This is a genomic window from Facilibium subflavum (assembly GCF_003574485.1).
Taxonomy (GTDB): Bacteria; Pseudomonadota; Gammaproteobacteria; order Francisellales; family Francisellaceae; genus Facilibium; species Facilibium subflavum.
This window is the reverse complement of sequence record NZ_QLIT01000035.1, coordinates 1-18,594: the sequence shown is the minus strand read 5'-3', so window position 1 is coordinate 18,594 and position 18,594 is coordinate 1. Positions and strand designations below refer to the sequence as shown.

General features: G+C 38.5%; 23 protein-coding genes. 9 read left to right on the top strand and 14 right to left on the bottom strand.

The genetic code is table 11. The features are described 5' to 3' along the window. Nucleotides 1-107: transposase family protein (locus DNK84_RS14985; RefSeq protein WP_162902183.1), on the bottom strand; the 107-nt coding region annotated here is incomplete at its 3' end. Nucleotides 108-321: 214 nt separating this feature from the next. Next, a complete protein-coding gene (locus DNK84_RS03255; protein WP_119343143.1) occupies nucleotides 322-825 on the bottom strand; it encodes a DUF2062 domain-containing protein in 504 nt (167 codons plus the stop codon). Nucleotides 826-949: 124 nt separating this feature from the next. On the opposite strand from DNK84_RS03255, the gene DNK84_RS03250 reads away from it, so the two are divergent. From DNK84_RS03250 to DNK84_RS03240, 3 genes are all read left to right on the top strand, one after another. Further along, nucleotides 950-1,984 (top strand): FUSC family protein, encoded by a 1,035-nt coding sequence (locus tag DNK84_RS03250; RefSeq protein ID WP_119343142.1) that lies wholly within the window; start codon nucleotides 950-952, stop codon nucleotides 1,982-1,984. Between the two features lie 86 nt (nucleotides 1,985-2,070). Further along, on the top strand, nucleotides 2,071-3,090 hold the full coding sequence (locus DNK84_RS03245) for a tryptophan--tRNA ligase (protein WP_119343141.1): 1,020 nt from the start codon (nucleotides 2,071-2,073) through the stop codon (nucleotides 3,088-3,090). A gap of 3 nt (nucleotides 3,091-3,093) precedes the next feature. Beyond that, entirely contained in the window at nucleotides 3,094-3,813 is a 720-nt protein-coding gene (locus DNK84_RS03240; protein WP_119343140.1) for a hypothetical protein, read from the top strand. Here the strand turns inward: DNK84_RS03240 and DNK84_RS03235 are convergent. The 6 genes from DNK84_RS03235 to rpsT all read right to left on the bottom strand — a co-directional run bounded on the left by DNK84_RS03235 (nucleotide 3,795) and on the right by rpsT (nucleotide 8,501). Then, nucleotides 3,795-4,535, bottom strand: coding sequence for a cell division protein ZipA C-terminal FtsZ-binding domain-containing protein (locus tag DNK84_RS03235; RefSeq protein WP_119343139.1), 741 nt, complete (start codon nucleotides 4,533-4,535; stop codon nucleotides 3,795-3,797). The two genes, DNK84_RS03240 and DNK84_RS03235, sit on opposite strands and share 19 nt — an antisense overlap. Before the next feature lie 84 nt (nucleotides 4,536-4,619). Further along, nucleotides 4,620-5,750 (bottom strand): lipid-A-disaccharide synthase, encoded by a 1,131-nt coding sequence (lpxB, locus tag DNK84_RS03230; RefSeq protein WP_119343138.1) that lies wholly within the window; start codon nucleotides 5,748-5,750, stop codon nucleotides 4,620-4,622. Further along, the gene (gene lpxA / locus DNK84_RS03225; RefSeq protein WP_119343137.1) at nucleotides 5,750-6,523 is read right to left on the bottom strand and encodes an acyl-ACP--UDP-N-acetylglucosamine O-acyltransferase; all 774 of its coding nucleotides are present in this window, start codon (nucleotides 6,521-6,523) and stop codon (nucleotides 5,750-5,752) included. Before lpxA ends, lpxB begins: the two co-directional genes overlap by 1 nt. Nucleotides 6,524-6,525: 2 nt before the next feature. Then, nucleotides 6,526-6,978, bottom strand: coding sequence for a 3-hydroxyacyl-ACP dehydratase FabZ (fabZ, locus tag DNK84_RS03220; RefSeq protein WP_119343136.1), 453 nt, complete (start codon nucleotides 6,976-6,978; stop codon nucleotides 6,526-6,528). Nucleotides 6,979-7,067: 89 nt separating this feature from the next. Continuing rightward, the gene (gene lpxD / locus DNK84_RS03215; RefSeq protein WP_119343145.1) at nucleotides 7,068-8,084 is read right to left on the bottom strand and encodes a UDP-3-O-(3-hydroxymyristoyl)glucosamine N-acyltransferase; all 1,017 of its coding nucleotides are present in this window, start codon (nucleotides 8,082-8,084) and stop codon (nucleotides 7,068-7,070) included. Between the two features lie 144 nt (nucleotides 8,085-8,228). After that, nucleotides 8,229-8,501 (bottom strand): 30S ribosomal protein S20, encoded by a 273-nt coding sequence (gene rpsT / locus DNK84_RS03210; RefSeq protein WP_119343135.1) that lies wholly within the window; start codon nucleotides 8,499-8,501, stop codon nucleotides 8,229-8,231. A gap of 202 nt (nucleotides 8,502-8,703) precedes the next feature. Here rpsT and DNK84_RS03205 point away from each other — a divergent pair, with 202 nt between their 5' ends. Next, nucleotides 8,704-9,246 carry a chorismate--pyruvate lyase family protein gene (locus DNK84_RS03205; protein WP_119343134.1) on the top strand — a complete coding sequence of 181 codons (543 nt, stop codon included), beginning with the start codon at nucleotides 8,704-8,706 and terminating at the stop codon, nucleotides 9,244-9,246. After that, on the top strand, nucleotides 9,243-10,079 hold the full coding sequence (gene ubiA / locus DNK84_RS03200) for a 4-hydroxybenzoate octaprenyltransferase (RefSeq protein WP_119343133.1): 837 nt from the start codon (nucleotides 9,243-9,245) through the stop codon (nucleotides 10,077-10,079). The genes DNK84_RS03205 and ubiA overlap by 4 nt, the downstream gene beginning before the upstream one ends. 1 nt (nucleotide 10,080) lies before the next feature. Here ubiA and DNK84_RS03195 read toward each other — a convergent pair whose 3' ends face one another. Then, complete coding sequence (locus DNK84_RS03195; protein ID WP_119343132.1) at nucleotides 10,081-10,662, bottom strand: superoxide dismutase; 582 nt, start codon at nucleotides 10,660-10,662, stop codon at nucleotides 10,081-10,083. Nucleotides 10,663-10,794: 132 nt separating this feature from the next. On the opposite strand from DNK84_RS03195, the gene grxD reads away from it, so the two are divergent. Then, on the top strand, nucleotides 10,795-11,133 hold the full coding sequence (gene grxD / locus DNK84_RS03190) for a Grx4 family monothiol glutaredoxin (protein ID WP_119343131.1): 339 nt from the start codon (nucleotides 10,795-10,797) through the stop codon (nucleotides 11,131-11,133). Between the two features lie 9 nt (nucleotides 11,134-11,142). Here grxD and DNK84_RS03185 read toward each other — a convergent pair whose 3' ends face one another. Then, nucleotides 11,143-11,856, bottom strand: coding sequence for a class II aldolase/adducin family protein (locus DNK84_RS03185; protein WP_162902184.1), 714 nt, complete (start codon nucleotides 11,854-11,856; stop codon nucleotides 11,143-11,145). Between the two features lie 118 nt (nucleotides 11,857-11,974). Here DNK84_RS03185 and DNK84_RS03180 point away from each other — a divergent pair, with 118 nt between their 5' ends. The 3 genes from DNK84_RS03180 to DNK84_RS03170 all read left to right on the top strand — a co-directional run bounded on the left by DNK84_RS03180 (nucleotide 11,975) and on the right by DNK84_RS03170 (nucleotide 15,072). Continuing rightward, nucleotides 11,975-12,718, top strand: a complete 744-nt coding sequence (locus DNK84_RS03180; RefSeq protein WP_119343129.1) for an SDR family NAD(P)-dependent oxidoreductase — start codon at nucleotides 11,975-11,977, stop codon at nucleotides 12,716-12,718. An 88-nt stretch (nucleotides 12,719-12,806) separates the two neighbouring features. Beyond that, nucleotides 12,807-13,643 carry a DNA/RNA non-specific endonuclease gene (locus DNK84_RS03175; protein WP_162902182.1) on the top strand — a complete coding sequence of 279 codons (837 nt, stop codon included), beginning with the start codon at nucleotides 12,807-12,809 and terminating at the stop codon, nucleotides 13,641-13,643. A 103-nt stretch (nucleotides 13,644-13,746) separates the two neighbouring features. Continuing rightward, complete coding sequence (locus tag DNK84_RS03170; RefSeq protein WP_119343128.1) at nucleotides 13,747-15,072, top strand: TRZ/ATZ family hydrolase; 1,326 nt, start codon at nucleotides 13,747-13,749, stop codon at nucleotides 15,070-15,072. 11 nt (nucleotides 15,073-15,083) lie between these two features. On the opposite strand, the gene DNK84_RS03165 is transcribed toward DNK84_RS03170, so the two are convergent. From DNK84_RS03165 to DNK84_RS03150, 4 genes are all read right to left on the bottom strand, one after another. Then, nucleotides 15,084-16,199: a serine hydrolase domain-containing protein gene (locus DNK84_RS03165; RefSeq protein WP_119343127.1), complete on the bottom strand. Its 1,116-nt coding sequence runs from the start codon at nucleotides 16,197-16,199 to the stop codon at nucleotides 15,084-15,086. 45 nt (nucleotides 16,200-16,244) lie between these two features. Further along, nucleotides 16,245-16,853, bottom strand: coding sequence for a response regulator transcription factor (locus DNK84_RS03160; RefSeq protein WP_235826809.1), 609 nt, complete (start codon nucleotides 16,851-16,853; stop codon nucleotides 16,245-16,247). Between the two features lie 75 nt (nucleotides 16,854-16,928). Then, nucleotides 16,929-18,116 (bottom strand): sensor histidine kinase, encoded by a 1,188-nt coding sequence (locus DNK84_RS03155; protein WP_162902181.1) that lies wholly within the window; start codon nucleotides 18,114-18,116, stop codon nucleotides 16,929-16,931. 82 nt (nucleotides 18,117-18,198) lie between these two features. Beyond that, the coding region (locus tag DNK84_RS03150) for an IS5 family transposase (RefSeq protein ID WP_119343125.1) at nucleotides 18,199-18,594 on the bottom strand (396 nt) is incomplete at its 5' end.

The following is an 18,594-nucleotide window of genomic DNA, read 5'->3' as shown; positions in this document are numbered from 1 at the left end:
ACTGCACAAATAGCAATCGCAATAATATCCAGTAGCAAATGCTTCTTTGTCCTATCAACACGAGGGTCTTTTAATTCCTTAAAACATTCAACGAAAACACTATCCATAATAATTTAAATTGATACTAAGTTTGCTATAACTAATAAGATGCACTATATTCCAGCATTAGGCCAGATAAATACTAGGATTTAGATGCGTTTACCCTGGATTCAACTTGCAAGATAGTGTAGAAAAAAGCACTGAGAACTAAAACCGTAAAACTACCAGTAGATAAATACCCACAGATGAATCCATTATTCTTTGTCTATAATGGCACACGCATTATTCTAAAGGCAACCTGTCTTTCTTGCATTTACGCATAAAATAAAAAACCAGCCAGATAATACTACCTAATAAGCTTCCACCGGCTAGACCAATAATGACACACCCTGTTATCAACGGCACAAAGATCTGATGCATGTGGGTAAACATTTCATGCCAGGCAAGGGATTCTTCATGAAAAACAGGGACAACGCCATAAAGCCAACAACCAAAAACATAGGCACCATAAAGCATTGGAAGCATTGTGACTGGATTGCTAAGCCAGACAAGCCCAACAGAGACAATAATATTAGCACGCAGTACAAGGGCCAATATTGCCGCAGGAATCATCTGAAAAGGCATTGGCATCATCGCCATAAACACACCGATTACTGCTGCTCTTGAAAGCTCTGATTGTCCAAAATGCCATAAAAAATCATGGTGCATATGCGCATGCAAAAATCGTAACCACTTATGTGTTTTTAATTCTTCTTTAGTTGGAAAAAATTTTCGCTTGAATGCCATTTATATCACCAGTCGTAGCACCTTTGATCTTATTTGATTTTAACAAAGCTTTGCATGCCTTGCTAAGCTTTTGATTACTTTAATGCTATAATAACCTATCGCTATCCTAACAAGATTAGTCTATATGTTGACAAGCATCCCCTTTTTTACGAAACGCTATGCAATCATCAATGCTTTTAAAGCCTCTGTTGCAAGTTTAATTGCCTATTTTATTGGTCTTTTACTAGGCACATGGCTACAAGAACCACGTATGTATACATGGATTGTGATTACCGTTTTGGTTATTATGTCAAGCCAGCCAAATCTAGGCGGAGCGTTGGACAAAGCGCTAATGCGCATGCTTGGCACAATTATCGGTGCTGCTGTTTCCATTATAAGTCTACTTGCCTTATCAAATTGGCATACCCTGCAGATTCTTGTTTGTCTAATTTTTATTTTCATTGGCGTATATGTTGCAACAACCAGTAAAAAATACACTTATGTTGGGGTGCTCGGTGCTATCACTGTTGGTATGATTTTAATGGCTGAGCACACAACGATTACCTTTGCCTTATATCGCTCTTTTGAGGTGCTTCTAGGCGCATGTATTGCTTTATTGACCAATCGTTACCTATTACCCATAAAAGCAAGTAAACGGATTATTGAAGCCTATAAAAACACTGTTTTTTGCATACAACAACTGCATCAAAAGCTTTTTCAGAAGGATGCTTATGAAAATGTTCTATCTGATACTTTTTCACTTTTCAGCCAGCAAATCGCATTACAAAAGGAAATCAAGCTTGAAACCAAACGAAACCTTGACTGTTATAAAGAAATCACGCATTTAACTCGACGTTTATATCGCTATGTCTGTGTTGTATATGAATACATTCATAATTATCCACAAAAGCATGAACGCTTTTCCCATCAGCCTGAATTCATACAGCTTCACAACCTGATTGATAAGGCACTGATTGATTTGGCCAATAATTTCCATAACCATCACCTAAAGCGAACACTTTCTTTAGACACCATACAAACACAATTAGAAGCCTTCAAACAAACCTTAAACTTAGAAAGCCGTTTTCACCATGCCAGCACACTTATATTCTCGCTAGAAACGATTATTACAACAATCAAAGGTATTGATCAGGCACAAAAGCAGCTTTTTGCCACTTAATTTAATCTGTTAATTTTGATACTATAACGGTCTATCCATATAGCAAAAAAGCTTGAAACGTTAAACAAACAGAGTAATTCATACATATGCATAAAACACAAGAAAATCACAAAAAGGTTGTTTTAACCGGTGTGACCCCTTCAGGCACACCACACATCGGCAATTATATTGGCGCTATTAAGCCGGCACTTGACATGGCCAAATCTTCAGCGTTTGATGCCTACTTCTTTATTGCAGATTACCATTCATTAATCAAGCTATGGGATGCAAGCGTTCGACAACAATATATTTATGAAATTGCTGCAACATGGCTTGCCCTTGGGCTTGACCCATCAAAGGTGATTTTTTACCGTCAATCAGATATCTCAGAGATTTTAGAGCTCAATTGGATTTTAACTTCTATCGCAGCCAAGGGGCTGTTAAACCGTGCGCATGCATACAAGGCGCACGTCGATGAAAATCGGGCACAAGAAAACCCTGATTTAGATGCGGGCATTACGATGGGGTTATATAATTACCCAATTTTAATGGCCGCTGATATTATTATGTTTAATGCAGATTTAGTGCCTGTTGGTAAAGATCAGGTTCAACATATTGAAATCGCGCGTGATATCGCCAATCGTTTTAACCATATTTACAAAACCAGTTTGCTAAAAATACCAACGGCAATGGTTGACGAGAGTTGTCAAACAATCCCTGGACTTGATGGCCGTAAAATGTCTAAAAGCTATGGCAATACCATTCCATTGTTTGCACCCTCTAAGAAGCTTCGCAAACTTATCATGAAAATTAAAACAAACTCTCAAGCACCCGAAGAGCCTAAGTCTACAGAAGGTTGTACAATTTTTTCATTATATCAACAATTTGCCAGTCAAGAAGAAATTGATCATCTTGCAGATGAATACCAAAAAGGTATTGGCTGGGGGCAAGCCAAACAAATTTTGTTTGAAAAAATAGATGAAGTGCTCACACCTTTTCGCGAGAAATATGAACACTTGCTGGGTAACACACACATTATTGATAACGCTTTAGAAGAAGGTGCAAAAAAGGCACGTGCAATTGCCAAACCGCTACTTTCATCAATTAAACAGCAAATTGGAATCTAAACTATGCATTGCTTGATAGCAAACTTTGGTGATGACAGCGTTGCTTTGATTCAGTGGGCTTATGAAAATAAGCTCGATGATGTTATCGTTTTATCTGTGGATACTGGCTGGCAAGCTTCAATCTGGCAGGAACGTCTTGATATTGCACACCAGTGGATTCAAACACTTGGGTTCACACACCACCATTTACCTGCAGAGCATGATTTTAGTGCACTTGTTCGTGCCAGATCACAATTTCCATCACAAAAATTTCACTGGTGTGCCGGCTTTTTAAAAGGAATAACGATTCTAAACTGGCTGGAAGAAAATGATGAAGATGGTCAGGCAATTATCGCACTGGCTAACCGAAGGTCCATGTCAAAAGCTCAGACAGACTTACCTGAGTATATTAAAGAATCTGAGCGTTATGACGATCGAAGGCTTATTTATCCACTTGCCGGATTTGATCAGGATATGCGTGATGCATTGATTGCAAAAACGCCTTTTCAAACACCACTTAACCATAGAAGTCTTGAGTGCCAACCATGTATTCATTTTACACGACGTGACAATAAAACACTGAGTGAAGCTGATATTACGCGCATTATTGCATTAGAAAAAGAAATTGGTCAAACCATGTTTGACCAAGGCTTTAAACACTTTATTGAGACTATTGAAAAGAATACCAACTACTATGATGAGTTTGCAAAAACCTGTAGTTGGGACTATGGCTGTGGACTATGATCTGATGAAAGTGTTTTCATCCAGGAACGATAAGTGCTTTCATCATTGCTGGTAAAGCGCCGCTTATGCTCATTTAATACCATCCCACCTAGCTTTTCATTCAACTGTTGCACTGATTGCACAAAATGATCAAAACATGCAACAGCATCGTAAAATTTTACAAGCTTGTTCGCATTTAGCACACAGGTAATACCAGTGAAATTCTGATCATGCAGTTTTGTGCTATCAAACTTCCCAAGTGTGTCATCAGGTAATAGGCTGTATAGCACATCTTCATCCTGTGTAATTGCTTGGAAACTACCTTCTTCCTTGTTTAAATGCAAACCAAATTGCTTAAACAGGTTTGAAAGGTCCTCTCCATTAAAGACATAACCTCTTGGTGCGCTAATATATAGAACTGCATAGCCTTTTTCCAGCACGGGGTAAGTCACTTGTGTGGCCTCAAATTGCGCCACTTCTTCCTGTGAAAACGGATCTACCTTAATATCATCATCAAGCTCAATTTTGGTAATATCTTCATTTATCTGTTTACCTGATGCTTGCACTTTGTGTTGCGATTTTGTCTTCTTTGACTTTTTAGACGTTTTCTCTTGCTCTTGCAAGGCTTCAAGCTCTGCCATTTGCGCCTTATAACGCTTACGCTTGTTACGGCGAAAAGCATCAATTAACAAGAGCACAACAACCACAATGCTCAACAGTAAAATAATTTGAATCTTGTTCATAACCTATTACAATTTTTCATCCTGTCTATCGCTCTATTCTAATCAATGCCCGCTTAATTAAAAAGGTCTAAACAGAGAAAACGTCTAAGAATTCAGTAATTTCTCAACCTCAGCAACCACTTTATGGTCTGCATCTTGTATCAAACAGTGGTGCAACTGGTAAAACCTTTGTTTAAGGCTCGACACTTTCTCAGGATAATCAAAATATTGCTGTAAAGCTTTTGCACAACTATTGGCAGTTAAATCAGATTGAATCAACTCAGGAACAAGCGCTTCTTTAGCAATAATATTGGGCAAAGAAAAATAAGGTGTCTTAATCATTTTCTTCACAAGAACTTCGGTTAACTTCGCAACCTTGTACCCAACAACCATGGGTTTTTTATATAACATTGCCTCTAGCGTTGCCGTGCCTGATGCAAGTAAAACATAATCACAGGCCTGCAACACCTGATGCGCTTTTTGATCAATTACTTTAACATCCAGCTTTTGTATCAAGGCTTGATGTGTGTCGATTAATGAATAAAGTGAAGACTTTGCCACCGGCAGCACAACCTTAAACTCATAACCTTTATTCTTTAGCTGTATTAAGCTTTCTAAAAACAAGGGTAATAGACGAGAAATTTCTTGTGCTCTGCTGCCTGGCAACAACGCAACCCATTTGCTGTTTTGATCAAGCTGCAAAGCAGTTTGTGCTGATCTCTGATCTTCCTCCAAGGCAACCTTATTGGCCAATGGGTGACCAACAAAAACAGCCTTATGGCCATGCCGCGCATAAAATGCCTCTTCAAATGGTAAGATCGCCAACACAACATCTGTTGCCTTTTTAATCTTTTTTATACGGCTTTCACGCCATGCCCACACAGAAGGACTGACATAGTGAATCGTTTTCACACCTTGCTTTTTTAGCTTTAACTCGACAGGTAAATTAAAATCAGGGGCATCAATACCAATATAAATATCAGGTTGGTGTATTCTAAAGTGTTTTAATAAGCCATGACGAAGCTTTAAGATTGCAGGCAGGTGCTTGAGTACCTCAACAACACCCATCACCGACAGTGTTTCAATCGGATAAAGGCTTGTCAAACCTGCTTTAATCATGCCAGGGCCACCAATACCCTCAATGATTGCATGTGGATATTGTTTCTTTAAAAGTGCAACAATACCTTGACCTAATTGGTCTCCTGAAAGCTCTCCTGCAACAATGGCAATCCGCATTAGCGAATAATACCTCGCTGTGACTGCTCAATCAAAGTGACAAAACCGCTTACTTCAGGTACCGTTTTCTCCAACTCTTTTAGCTTTTCGATGGCTTCGACCAATCTCAATCCTTGACGATAAATAATTTTATAAGCCTCACGTAAGCTTCGAATTGTACTGGAGGAAAAACCTGCACGCTTTAAACCTTCAACATTGATACCACAAGGCGATGTCTTAGGCGATGAAGCGACCATTAAATAAGGCGGAACATCTTGCGTAATCAAGGCCATATGGGAAATAAAGGCGTATGAGCCAATATGACAAAACTGGTGCACACCACAGCTGACACCAATCGTTGCATGATCATCTACATGCACATGTCCAGCAAGACCTGCGCTATTGACCAATGTAACATGATTGCCAATATGGCAGTCATGGCCAATGTGCACATAGTTCATAATCAAATTGTTGTTTCCAACACGTGTGATTCCATCCTCTTTTGCCGTTCCTCCATGAATAGTTGCACATTCACGAATAATATTATTATCCCCAAGAATCAACTGTGAGAACTCGCCATGAAAAGTTCGATCAATAGGTTCTTCACCAACAGAAGCAAATTGAAAAATGCGATTATTCTTACCAATGATAGCATTTTTCCCAATCACCACATGGGAAGACAAATGACAACCTGCGCCAATTTGTGCATTTTCACCAACAATAGTATAAGGGCCAATGATAACATCATCGGCAATTTTGGCACTTTCATGAATGATAGCGCTTGGATCAATCACGTTTATACTTCCCTATAAGCTGCAGTAAACTCAGAACTTGCAACAACTTCACCATCAACCAAAGCTTCTGCACTACTTTTACAGACGCCCTTTTTAATTTTACCCATTTTCCCTTTAAATACTAGCACATCACCTGGCACAACGGTCTTTTTAATTCTAAAATTGTCTATCCCTGCCAGTACAAACAGTTTTTTTGCATCTATAGACTGATCTGCAGATTGCATCATTTTCATGCCAAGAATTCCAATAGATTGCGCCATAGCCTCAGCAATCAATACCCCAGGCATAATTGGTTGCCCAGGAAAATGGCCATTAAAAAACTCCTCATTTGCAGTCACATTTTTTTGTGTTGTAATCGTTCCTGCATCAACATCCAGTGCAAGCACTTTATCAACCAGTAAAAATGGGTAACGATGTGGTAAAATTTCTTTGATTTGTTGTACATTTAATTGCATGTTTCAGCCTTAGTCATCTTAAATTTAAAATCATTTCGAAAAATAATTGTGAATCATCACACTTTACAAAATATAATCGTATTTTCGTATTATGATTTGCTATTTTTCTCAAGCATTTTAACACGATTTTCCAGTTTATCCAGGCGAAAAATCCGCGCATTGACGCGTTTCCATTCCATATGAGGCCGTGCGTTGAATGCCGCTGTATAAAAACCAGGCTGATCAATGTCCTTACTCACATTAGAAGCAGCACCCAATAACACATTATCACAGATAGATAAATGGCCACTAACACCAACCTGACCGCCTAACAAACAATTCTTGCCAATTGTTACCGACCCTGCAATACCCGTTGAGCCTGCTATTGCTGTGTTCTCACCAATACAAACATTGTGTGCAACTTGCACCTGATTATCAATTTTCACTCCATCAGCGATATAAGTATCATCAATCGCGCCGCGATCGATAGTTGTACTGGCACCGATTTCGACATTGTTACCAATATACACACCACCGATTTGTGGAATTTTTTGCCAATTGCCTTTTTCATCTTTAGCATTGCCAAAGCCATCCGAGCCAATCACAGAGTTGGCATGAATAATACAATTCTGGCCAATTTTCACATCATGGTAAATGGTTACATTTGGTTTGATCTGTGTATTTTCACCAATTCTAGAGAAATCAGAAATGACACAATTTGCGCCAATCACTGCATTTGCAGCAATTTCAACCTTAGCACCAATGACAACGTTTGGCCCGATACTGACGTGCTTATCAATAATCGCTGTTTCATCGATCACTGCACTAGGATGAATGGATTGCACAATTTTTGGCTGGCGGTCAAACAACCCTGCAACTTTTGCAAAAGCCAAATAAGGATTATCTAATACAACGGCATTGGTTGGACAAAAAGGAATATTTTCTTCAGTCAAAAGTACCGCTGAAGCCTGTGTTGTTTTTAAATCTGCTAAATATTTGGTATTAGAAAGAAAAGATAGCTGCCCTTTAGTAGCCGTATTTAGCGTTGCTAATTTATTAACTTGAACCTTTTCATCACCATGAACATAGCCACCTAACTTATCTGCAAGATCTTTTAATGTGTACATCATGATACTCCCTTTTACATTTAGTAATGGAGGCTTATCCATTACAAAAAAAGCCCCTGAATAAACAGAGGCCTATGTATCTGCAAACACCAGCATTATTAAAAACAGTCCTTAGTTCATGCTGAATTTTTTATCATAAATAAATTATGCAGCAACTTCCAATGCTTTAATTTTAGCAGTGATGCGGCTTTTATGTCTTGCAGCTTTGTTCTTATGGATTAAGCCTTTTACTGCATAACGATCCAAAATAGGTTGAAGCTTTACAAAAGTTGCTTTCGCCAACTCTAAGTCTTTTGCTTCAATCGCTTTGATTGTCTTTTTAATAAACGTTCTCATCATTGAACGACGCGCCATGTTGTGCTGACGGTTTTTCTCTGCTTGTCTGACACGTTTTTTTGCTTGCTTAGTATTAGCCAATGTTATTCTCCGTTAATATACTTTAAATTTTAAGTTAGAATTGTCTATACGTTTTAACGTTCGATATTTTGCCGTGACTTGAGCAATATGTCAACATTTTCATCGATAAATTGCACACCTTCGATTGAATTTATTTTTATCAACTGGTGATTACCTTGATTCTATGATAATCTTGGCAAAATTTTTTACAATACTCAAATGAATGACAACACAGTGGGATACACAGCGTAAAATAACACAAATTTCACCTGAAATACACCAATGGCTTTTTGAAATTCAACGCCTAGGGAAAACGCTCAAGGCTAGCTTGCCGGATATAAGGTTGACAAAGCTTGCACAATTTAATGGTTCTATGCAGCCTGATGAACAATCGCTTTTACAAGCAACGGATGCAGACTGTCATATTCGCTTAGTCTCACATCAACATGAGCAAAAACACATTGTGCTTGGCAGAACCATTATTCCAAAAGCAACCTACCTTGCCTACAAGGAAAGATTTGATCAGTTGAATAACCATTCTATCGGTGAGTGTTTTCTATTTTCTCACAAAAACATTGAACGTAGCCAGTTCTATGCCAAAAAGTACGCTAGCCAAACTATACAGCAGTTATTTGACTTCACAGCACCTGTATCAGAAAAAGAAATCTGGGCACGTGCCTCTATTTTTACACTCGATCAAACGCACCAATTACTGATCGAGGAGTTTTTCCTCCAAATGCCACCAATTAAGCTACTTTGCCCATGAAAGCTTATTTTTACCTGACCCGCCTGCATCGACCATTACCAATCTTATTAATCCTGTGGCCAACACTTTGGGCACTTTTAAGTGCAAGTCACCCCCAACTACCACAAGCAAAGCTGCTTTTTATCTTTACCTTTGGTGTACTTCTCACCCGCACAGCAGGTTGTATTTTTAATGATATTGCAGATAGAAAGTTTGACTTTCAGGTAAAAAGAACCAATACAAGACCTATTACTACTGGCAAAATCTCTGTTAAATCAGCGGCAATAACAGGGGGTTTTCTCTTCTTAATCGCCTTTATCTTAGTGCTTTTTTTAAATATCTTTACAATTTTGTTGTCTTTTGTCGCATTATTACTTGCCTTGACCTATCCACTTTTTAAGCGTTTTTTTTCCATGCCACAACTTGCTTTGGGACTTGCTTTTAATTTTGGTGTTATCATGGCTTATGCTGCTGTACAAAATACTATTCCGTTGAATGCATGGATATTATATGTCGCCTGTGTTTGTTGGACAATTGCCTATGATACAATGTATGCCTTGGCAGATATGCCCTATGATAAAAAACTCGGACTTAAATCCTCTGCCATCACTTTTGGCAAACACTTGACACTCATTATTTCACTGCTGCAAACCTCGATGCTTGTGTTATTAATACTGTTTGGACTATTAAATCACTATAATGGTATTTTTTACACGGGTGTTTTGCTCTGCACAGTGTTGTTTTATTTGCAGTATAGAAAATGGCGAGAGAAAGATATCAAGCATTGTATCGAGGCTTTTTCAGCCAACCATTGGGTTGGACTTGTTATTTTTATTGTGATTTTACTTCAGTAGGTTAGCTTGCAAACTGCTTTGCAACAAAATCCCAGTTAACAATATTCCAGAATTCATCAACATACTTAGGGCGTGCATTTCTATAATCAATATAATAGGCATGCTCCCAGACATCACAAGTTAAAAGCGGTGTCACACCTTCAGTTAATGGGCAACCGGCATTACTTGTGCTGACAAGCTCAAGCTGACCTTGTTTTGTTTTGACAAGCCATGCCCAGCCAGAACCAAAAGTTGTAACAGCTGTTTTCGTGAAGGCTTCCTTAAAAGCGTCAAAACTGCCAAATTTGCTTTCAATCGCTGTTAGTAATGCACCTGATGGTTTTTTGCTGCTTTTAGGTGTCAAGCAGTTCCAATAAAAGGTATGGTTCCAAACCTGTGCTGCATTATTAAAAATGCCACCAGAAGATGTGCGAATAATTTCCTCTAGTGATTTGCCTTCAAACTCAGTCCCTGGGACTAAATTATTTAAGTTTGTCACATAGGTTTGATGGTGTTTGCCATAATGATAATTTAATGTTTCCTCAGAAATATAAGGTTCAAGCGCATTTCTTTCATAAGGTAATGCTGGTAATTCGAACATAATTTACTCCTTTTTGATTGACCGACTTTTATGAAATGTTATGATGTACGGGCAATATAATACTAATTACGTACCATTTCAAGGGCATAACCGAAAAAGGGTACCTAAGCACAAAAAGCCAAAGAGGATAAAACAATGAACTTTGCACCTGAATTTGATGAAAAACAAGTCATCGAAACAATTAAACAACAAATTGCTGACAACAGCATTTTGCTTTACATGAAAGGCACGCCAAGCGCGCCACAATGCGGTTTTTCCGCACATGCAGTCTCAGCCGTTCTCGCCTGTGGAAAGCCATTTGCTTTTGTGAATATCCTAGAGCACCCAGAAATCCGTGCGACGTTGCCAAAATATGCCAACTGGCCAACATTCCCACAGCTTTATGTTAATGGTGAACTTATTGGTGGTTGTGATATTATCATGGAGATGCATGAATCTGGAGAGCTTCAAGAAGTTATTGATCAAGCCAAATAATAACTGCCACTAATCGTTAAAATTCACCCTTGATTTGCCTTTGATGCGGCGAACTAACGTCTCAAACTCTTTATAAGGGCTTAGAATCTTATCGAACTGTGCTTTGGTTTTGGCACAAAGCTTATCTGGAATCTCAATAAGCTTTTGCCCGGTAGATAATGTTTTTATCTGAAGCTCACAGACTTTCTCAAGATAATACAATAGATACAGCGCCTCTTCCAGGCTCTTTCCCGTCGTTAAAAGACCATGGTTGCGTAAAACCATCACCTTTTTATGCTTAAGGCTTTCAACAATCTCATCACCTTCATTTTCAAGTGCCAGCCCATTGAAATCGTGATATGCCACATCATCATAAAACCGAAGCGATTGCTGATTAAAGAATAATAAACCACATGACAATGCCGACACAGCAACGCCATAGGTACTATGTGTATGCATGGCACTTTGTATTGTGTTGCTTTTTCTGTAAATCGCCGCGTGAATATTTGTGGCCTGCAGCATGACCGTATACCCATTATCACCAATAATATTGCCATTTAAATCTGTCTTGATAAGATTTGAAGCACATACTTCTTCAAAGGGGACATTTAATGGGGTAATCAACAGCATTTCAGTGTCAGGAATCCGCACGCTTAAATGCGTTGCCAATAAATCATCCCAGCCATGGTAATGCACGATATGATGCGCTGCGGCAAGCTTCACTCTTAATTCTTTTTCAATCAAATTCACAGCTATTGACTCGCTGTTATATATGTTCTGGCATTATTGTACAAATCCCCTCTAGCCAAGTAAATGAAAATATGCTGCAATAAAACTTACCTGATAAAGCGGATAAAACACGATGTCCCAAAACCATAAAAAAATTGTTATCATCACCGGTGGAAGCGCAGGTATTGGCGAGGCTTGTTGTGATAGATTCCATCACAATAACTATCATGTGATTAATATAGACATCAACACACCACAAAAAACGCATGGCACATTCATTCAAGCTGATCTAAGTGATCCTCAGCAAACCCATGATGCTTTTGATCAAATAAAAAAAACACACAAAACCATTGATGTACTAGTCTCTAATGCAGGCATACATTTCTCTGCAAATATTGAACAAACAAGTCTTGATGACTATCAGCATATTATTGCAACCAATCTGACTTCAAGCTTTCTTGTTATCCAGGCGACAATTCAGCTCATGAAACAACAAGGTGGGCGAATTATTACCATTGGCTCAGATCAATCCTTTATTGCCAAGCCAAACTCTACGGTCTATGGCATGACAAAAGCCGCAATTCTTCAATTAACTAAAAGCATCGCTATTGATTATGCCAAATACAATATCACTGCAAATTGCGTCTGCCCGGGCACGATTGAAACACCGCTTTATTGGCAAGCCATCAAAAAATATACAAAGCGTACAGGTGAAAGCCTTGAGAGAATACATGAACAGGAAAAGCAATTACAGCCAGCACATCGCTTAGGCCAACCAGAAGAAGTAGCATCATTAATTTACTACCTGGCTCATGATGCAGGAAGCTTCCTTCTTGGCAGCAGTATTATGATCGATGGCGGTTACACCACACAGTAAATAGCATTTGGTAAGCATTTTCTCCTTTTCTTATCAAAGATTTTCAGACAAACTATCGCATATTTAGGAAAATGACCGACTTAAACCTGTGAAAGCGACTATACAACGATCTCTACTCAAAACTTTTTTATTTATTGCATCATTCTTTGTTGCATTTAATGCATTTGCAACAACCACGCAACCGATACAATGCCACGATTTCCTTACTTACGGGGCTCCTGAGCCTGCCAGTAATAATCACAGTGCTGTGAATAAAGTGAATCAGTATCTTTGCAGAGATGGTTATGTTGTTGGCTACAGCTACTTAACCAAGCAACCGGTATTTGTCGCCTATCATCTAAGCAGTAAATCTGTTGATGTTACCATAAAACGTCATGACCAATTTACACCTGATCCTGCCATCCCAGCACAGTTTCAGGCGCAGTTAAGTGATTATCGAAATAGTGGCTATGACAGAGGGCACCTTGCCCCTTATGCAGCAATGGATTTTAATAAAGAAAGTGCGGCACAATCTTTCTTGCTATCCAACATGTCACCCCAATACCCAGGTCTTAATCGACAAGGCTGGGCGCAATTAGAAAAATACGTGCGTTTCTGGGCGAATATGTACCAATCACTTTTTGTTTATACCGGTGCGATTTATAAAAAAGGAAAAATCCACAAGACAATCGGCAAGAATAAAATTGCCGTACCTGATGCGTTTTTTAAAGTGATTTATGCACCAAAACAGGACAAAACAATCGCTTTTATTATGCCAAATGCCAAAGTCAGCCGAAAGAAAGTTGCACAATATCGCGTATCGATTACAGAAGTGGCGCAGCGTACTGGGTTAAACTTCCTTACAAACCTGCCAAAAGCACAACAGCAAAAGCTCGTTTTAAACACCTCACCAATGTGGCGGACAGCCTATACAAGAAAGGTTTAGTAAAACTAACCTCATAAGAAGAAGTACCCTTATATTTTATATTAAAATCATTTATCTTCAGTTAGAATAGGCTGTTAACACTGTCAAAATTTAAGAAATAAAAATGCAGCAAGTCGAGAAAATTATCCACGGGCGCTGGATTATCCCTATTGTACCTCAAAACACAATATTACAAAATCACGCACTGATTATTGATCAACATAAAATTATTGATATCTTACCTTCTAGTGATGCCTTAATAAAATATCAAAGCAATACAATCGAGCGATTCAACGATCATGCAATCATGCCAGGCCTTATTAACGCCCATACGCATCTGGCAATGAATTTCTTTCGTGGTTTAGCAGATGATTTGCCACTTGAGCGATGGTTAAATGACTATATTTGGCCGTCTGAATCTGCCACACTCTCATCTGAAATGGTGCTTGATGGGACCAAACACGCCTTAAGCGAATGTATTCGCACTGGAGTAACTTGCGTGAATGACCATTATTTTTATCCCCAAAGTGTGATAGAAGCGATTGATCAGGCAGGAATTAGAGCACGCGTTGCTAATTGTATTTTCAACTTCCCTTTACCTTGGGTAAAAAATATTGAAACTTATTTTAATGATACATTAACAACGATTAACAGCACGAAGAATCACCCAAGAATCTATCCTGCCATTGGGCCTCATGCCCCTTATACAGTTGATGATCAAGTAATGGCAAAGGTCACTAAGCTTGCCCAAAAACATCAAGTACCTGTGCATATTCATCTGCATGAGTCATCGCAGGAAGTCAGCAATTATATTAAGGTTCATGGTAAAACAGCAATTCAACACTTTAGTGAACAAGGCTGGTTAAATGCATATACTATTGCCGTACATATGACCCAAATAAGTGATGATGAGCTAATCACAATTGCCAATAACAATGTCAATATTGTACATTGCCCTGAATCCAACATGAAACTCTCAAGTGGGATGTTTCCCTGGAAGCGGCTTAAAGATAATGGAATCAATATCGCCTTAGGCACCGATGGTGCCGCAAGTAATAATGACCTTGATATGTTTGGTGAAATGAAATCAGCCGCCTTTTTAGCAAAACTGCAGTTTGGTGCTGAAAATGTGCATGATTTTGAGATATTGGAGATGGCCACGATCAACGGTGCCAAAGCACTGCACTTAGATGAAAAAATCGGCTCACTTGAAACTGGAAAACAGGCTGACTTTATTGCTATTGATTTAAATCAACCAGAAACTCAGCCTGTCTACAATCCAATATCTCAAATTGTCTATGCAGCTTCGCGCGCCCAAGTCACAGATGTCTGGTGTGCTGGTAAACGCCTGTTAAAAAACAGAGAACTTTTGACAATCAATAAAGCAGAAAATGACCAAAACCAGTATAAATGGGCACAAAAAGTTCGACAAGCCCTGTCTGGAGATTGATATTTATTCTGCTAATCAAAAAGAGGGTAATAATCCGGCCAATGATATTGCTTTGAAACCATATATAATAGTGATTGGATAACAAAATTACCACTATCTGAATTGGTCATTACAGCCAGGCCTTTGCCAGCATTGGGAAACATAATAATAAAACTTTGATACCCTTGATTATGCCCACTTTTCCAAAAATATAAGTTACTTCCCTGCCCTGCTACAACCACACCAAGCCCATAATCTGTATTTGATTGGCGAGTTAACATCTTGTGTGCTAATGCCTTTGGAATCAATCCTGAATGCTTCCCTGTATAGGAATTTGAGACATCTATTAAAAACATTGCCAGATCTTTTGCTGTTGACCACATGCCTCCGGCGGCAAAACACTGATAATCCTGCCATCCACTTGGAATCATTGTAGCAGACCAGCCCTCAAATCCTGCAACAACATGAGTCAGTGCCTTAGTATCTGTCAATGGGAATTGAAAAATACTATTTTCCATACCGATTTCAGGCAGAATCAATTGATTCATAAATTGTGGGAAAGGAACACCTGTTACATCGGTGGTGATTTGCTGTAGCACCTGAAACCCACCACCTGAATAATATTGCTTTGTGCCTGGCACAAAAATTGAGACAACCGGTGGATTATTCGCAGGCTTTTGGCCTTTTAAAATATCAAGCGCATTTGGGAGCAGTGAGCCTTGACGATAACCCGCAAACCCTTGAACCAATAAACCTGATGTCATGCTCATCAATTGATAAAGTGTTACTGGCTTTTGCTCATTGAATTTATTCACTGGTAACTGCCAGCTTGTTAAATAATTATTGATATTATCATCTAACGTCAAATAACCCTGTGCCACAAGATATAATGCTGCATAGGATGATAAAGATTTACTGATTGATGCTGCCTGAAATAATGCATCTTCTCTTACAGGTAGATCATAATTCCATGACAGCGTTTTGACTTTGACAATTTCATTATGATCAATAATCGCATAGCTGACAACAGGTGCCCCATAAACTGCCATTGCCAGTTTCAACTCTTGATCAAAACTCTCAGCATACGCAGGATGGTTAATAGAAGAAATGCACAGTGCACTTAGCAATATATAAAATATGGCTTTCATTATCAATATGCCTTTTTTCTAAAGTTTAGCATAGCAACTTGGAGGTTAACTATCCATTTGCGCAAATCTATACCCCACACCTGACTCTGTTGTAATAAGTGGTTGTTTGTGACAATCGGCGAGTTTCTTACGTAACTGGCCAATATAAACACGCAAATATTGTACCTCATCAGCAAAATACTCACCCCAGATCTCTTTTAGTAATTGTGTTTGTGTGATAAGTTTACCTGCATTTCTGACCAAAATGCTTAGCAATTGAAACTCTTTTTTTGATAAATGAATCAGTTTACCATCGATATGTACCTCATAATCATCGATCGCGACTTGCATATTAGCAAATTTATAGACTTCTGAGGATGATTTTGTGCTTGGCAAATTCACATTAAGCAGTCTTTTAATTCGCGCAACAAGCTCTGGCATATCAAATGGTTTTTTCAAATAATCATCCGCACCATTCTCTAATGCCTTGACAACTTCTTCAGTTTCAAATCGAGCCGATAAGATAATCACCGGTGTTTGAAAATACGCTCGAAGAGAGATAAGCCAGTTTTGTCCATCCATATCCGGCAAACCAAGATCTAAAATCACCAGATCAGGCTGATATTGCTTTAATAAATTACTGGCATGCCTGCCATCTACTGCTTCTAGCATCATAACCTAAAACCAACAAAGTCTTTTTCACAAACTTACGAATCTGTGGTTCATCATCAATAATTAATATCTTCTTATTCATCGTCTTTCATCCAACGGTAATGTAATTTGAAAACAAGTTCCTTGATTATGCCCTTGGCTTATCGCTTTTATCTGGCCACCATGCGCCTCAATAATGCCTTTACAAACTGCCAAACCAAGACCATGGCCTTTTGTGTAACTGTCTTTTTTCTCAATACGATAAAAAACATTAAAAATCTTTTGCAAATCATCTGGATCAATACCTGCGCCTTGATCACAGACACGAATAATGCTATGTGTTTTTTGCCTGGAGAAATCAATCTCAATTCTGCTATCTTTTGGTGAAAACTTTACAGCATTATCTATAAGGTTTAAGAGCACCTGCTGTAATAACACATTATCTGCCACAAGACACACTTGCTTATCTGATGTTGTAAATACAAAATGCCAGTCCGGATAGCGTTGCTGAGATATTGTTTTGAGATCCTGTATCAAATCTACCACAGCAATAGATTGTTTATTAAGCTTTAATGCACCTGATTCAACTTTTAGCATCTGTATGACTTTATCAATGTAATGATCTAACCGTTTTGATTCACTCAACGCAATACCGAGCATTTCATTGATATCCTTTTGTGCAAACACATCACTATAATTCACCACACTGCTCAATGTTCCCATAATAGAAGCCAATGGCGTTTTTAAATCATGTGAGACCGATGATAACAATGACTTTTGTAATTTTTCTTGCTCAGAAACAATAGAAAGCTTTCGCTCCTCTTGTTCTAACGATCGCTTCAATAAGAGATTTGATATTTGTGAAAACATCGATTTTAAAATCAATTGCTCATTCATGAATTTCTCAATACTACTGGGGTATTTAATATAAATTGCCATAATCCCCAAAAGCCTTTGCTCAATCAGCAAAGGTTCAAAATACCAATTAACCCCCGAGAAAGTCTGTGTGCTCATCCCACATGGGCTTTTATGCTGCCAGCACCAACGCGCTGCGACCCACTCTTTTTGATTAAAATGTGGATGTTGTGGGAAAGGCGCGCCCATTTCGCTATTATTTGCGGTGATAAAGACAAAATCATAATGAAAGTAACGAGTTAAGCTTTCTAAAAATATCTCACGGAAATCCTGACTATTATTTGCATGTGTGATCTGCTTTGCAAAATCATAAAGCATTGAAAGCGTTTGTTCGCGTTTTTGTAGCGATTTAAGTGATGTACGTGATTTCACTGTAAGCTGGCTGATCGTTAAAGCAACTGCCATAAAAATAATAAAGGTAATGACTTGCCCTAGGTTCTGTGAACCAATTTTTTTACCGCATCCAAATCAAACTCCCAGAAAAGTTTAAAAATCCACTAAAACTGATTATTGTTTTATCAAATCTTGAAAAAACTCTACGAAAGTACTTCAGCTTCGAAAAGAAACATTCAATCAAATGCCTTTCTTTGTAAATTTCCTTATCATACTCATGTGGCTCTTTTGCATTACTTCTTGGCGGGATGACTATATTACATCCTCTTTCAAGCAAAAATGCATACAAATCCTTTGAGTCATAAGCTTTATCCCCAAGCACATTTGCATCACGCACATCACTTAACAACGCTTTTGACTGGGTACTATCATGTACCTGTCCAGGTGTAAGGATGAACTTGATTGGCAAACCTAGCGCATCAACTAATGTGTGAATTTTCGTTGTAAAACCACCTTT

Excerpts from the sequence above, each read along its gene's own strand:
- DNK84_RS03250 (WP_119343142.1), top strand. The coding sequence starts at position 950 with ATGTTGACAAGCATCCCCTTTTTTACGAAACGCTATGCAATCATCAAT.
- DNK84_RS03255 (WP_119343143.1), bottom strand. The coding sequence starts at position 825 with ATGGCATTCAAGCGAAAATTTTTTCCAACTAAAGAAGAATTAAAAACA.
- grxD (WP_119343131.1), top strand. The coding sequence starts at position 10,795 with ATGAACTTTGCACCTGAATTTGATGAAAAACAAGTCATCGAAACAATT.
- lpxD (WP_119343145.1), bottom strand. The coding sequence starts at position 8,084 with ATGTACACATTAAAAGATCTTGCAGATAAGTTAGGTGGCTATGTTCAT.
- DNK84_RS03235 (WP_119343139.1), bottom strand. The coding sequence starts at position 4,535 with ATGAACAAGATTCAAATTATTTTACTGTTGAGCATTGTGGTTGTTGTG.
- DNK84_RS03205 (WP_119343134.1), top strand. The coding sequence starts at position 8,704 with ATGACAACACAGTGGGATACACAGCGTAAAATAACACAAATTTCACCT.
- ubiA (WP_119343133.1), top strand. The coding sequence starts at position 9,243 with ATGAAAGCTTATTTTTACCTGACCCGCCTGCATCGACCATTACCAATC.
- DNK84_RS03170 (WP_119343128.1), top strand. The coding sequence starts at position 13,747 with ATGCAGCAAGTCGAGAAAATTATCCACGGGCGCTGGATTATCCCTATT.
- DNK84_RS03245 (WP_119343141.1), top strand. The coding sequence starts at position 2,071 with ATGCATAAAACACAAGAAAATCACAAAAAGGTTGTTTTAACCGGTGTG.
- DNK84_RS03165 (WP_119343127.1), bottom strand. The coding sequence starts at position 16,199 with ATGAAAGCCATATTTTATATATTGCTAAGTGCACTGTGCATTTCTTCT.
- DNK84_RS03180 (WP_119343129.1), top strand. The coding sequence starts at position 11,975 with ATGTCCCAAAACCATAAAAAAATTGTTATCATCACCGGTGGAAGCGCA.
- DNK84_RS03240 (WP_119343140.1), top strand. The coding sequence starts at position 3,094 with ATGCATTGCTTGATAGCAAACTTTGGTGATGACAGCGTTGCTTTGATT.
- lpxB (WP_119343138.1), bottom strand. The coding sequence starts at position 5,750 with ATGCGGATTGCCATTGTTGCAGGAGAGCTTTCAGGAGACCAATTAGGT.
- fabZ (WP_119343136.1), bottom strand. The coding sequence starts at position 6,978 with ATGCAATTAAATGTACAACAAATCAAAGAAATTTTACCACATCGTTAC.
- DNK84_RS03160 (WP_235826809.1), bottom strand. The coding sequence starts at position 16,853 with ATGATGCTAGAAGCAGTAGATGGCAGGCATGCCAGTAATTTATTAAAG.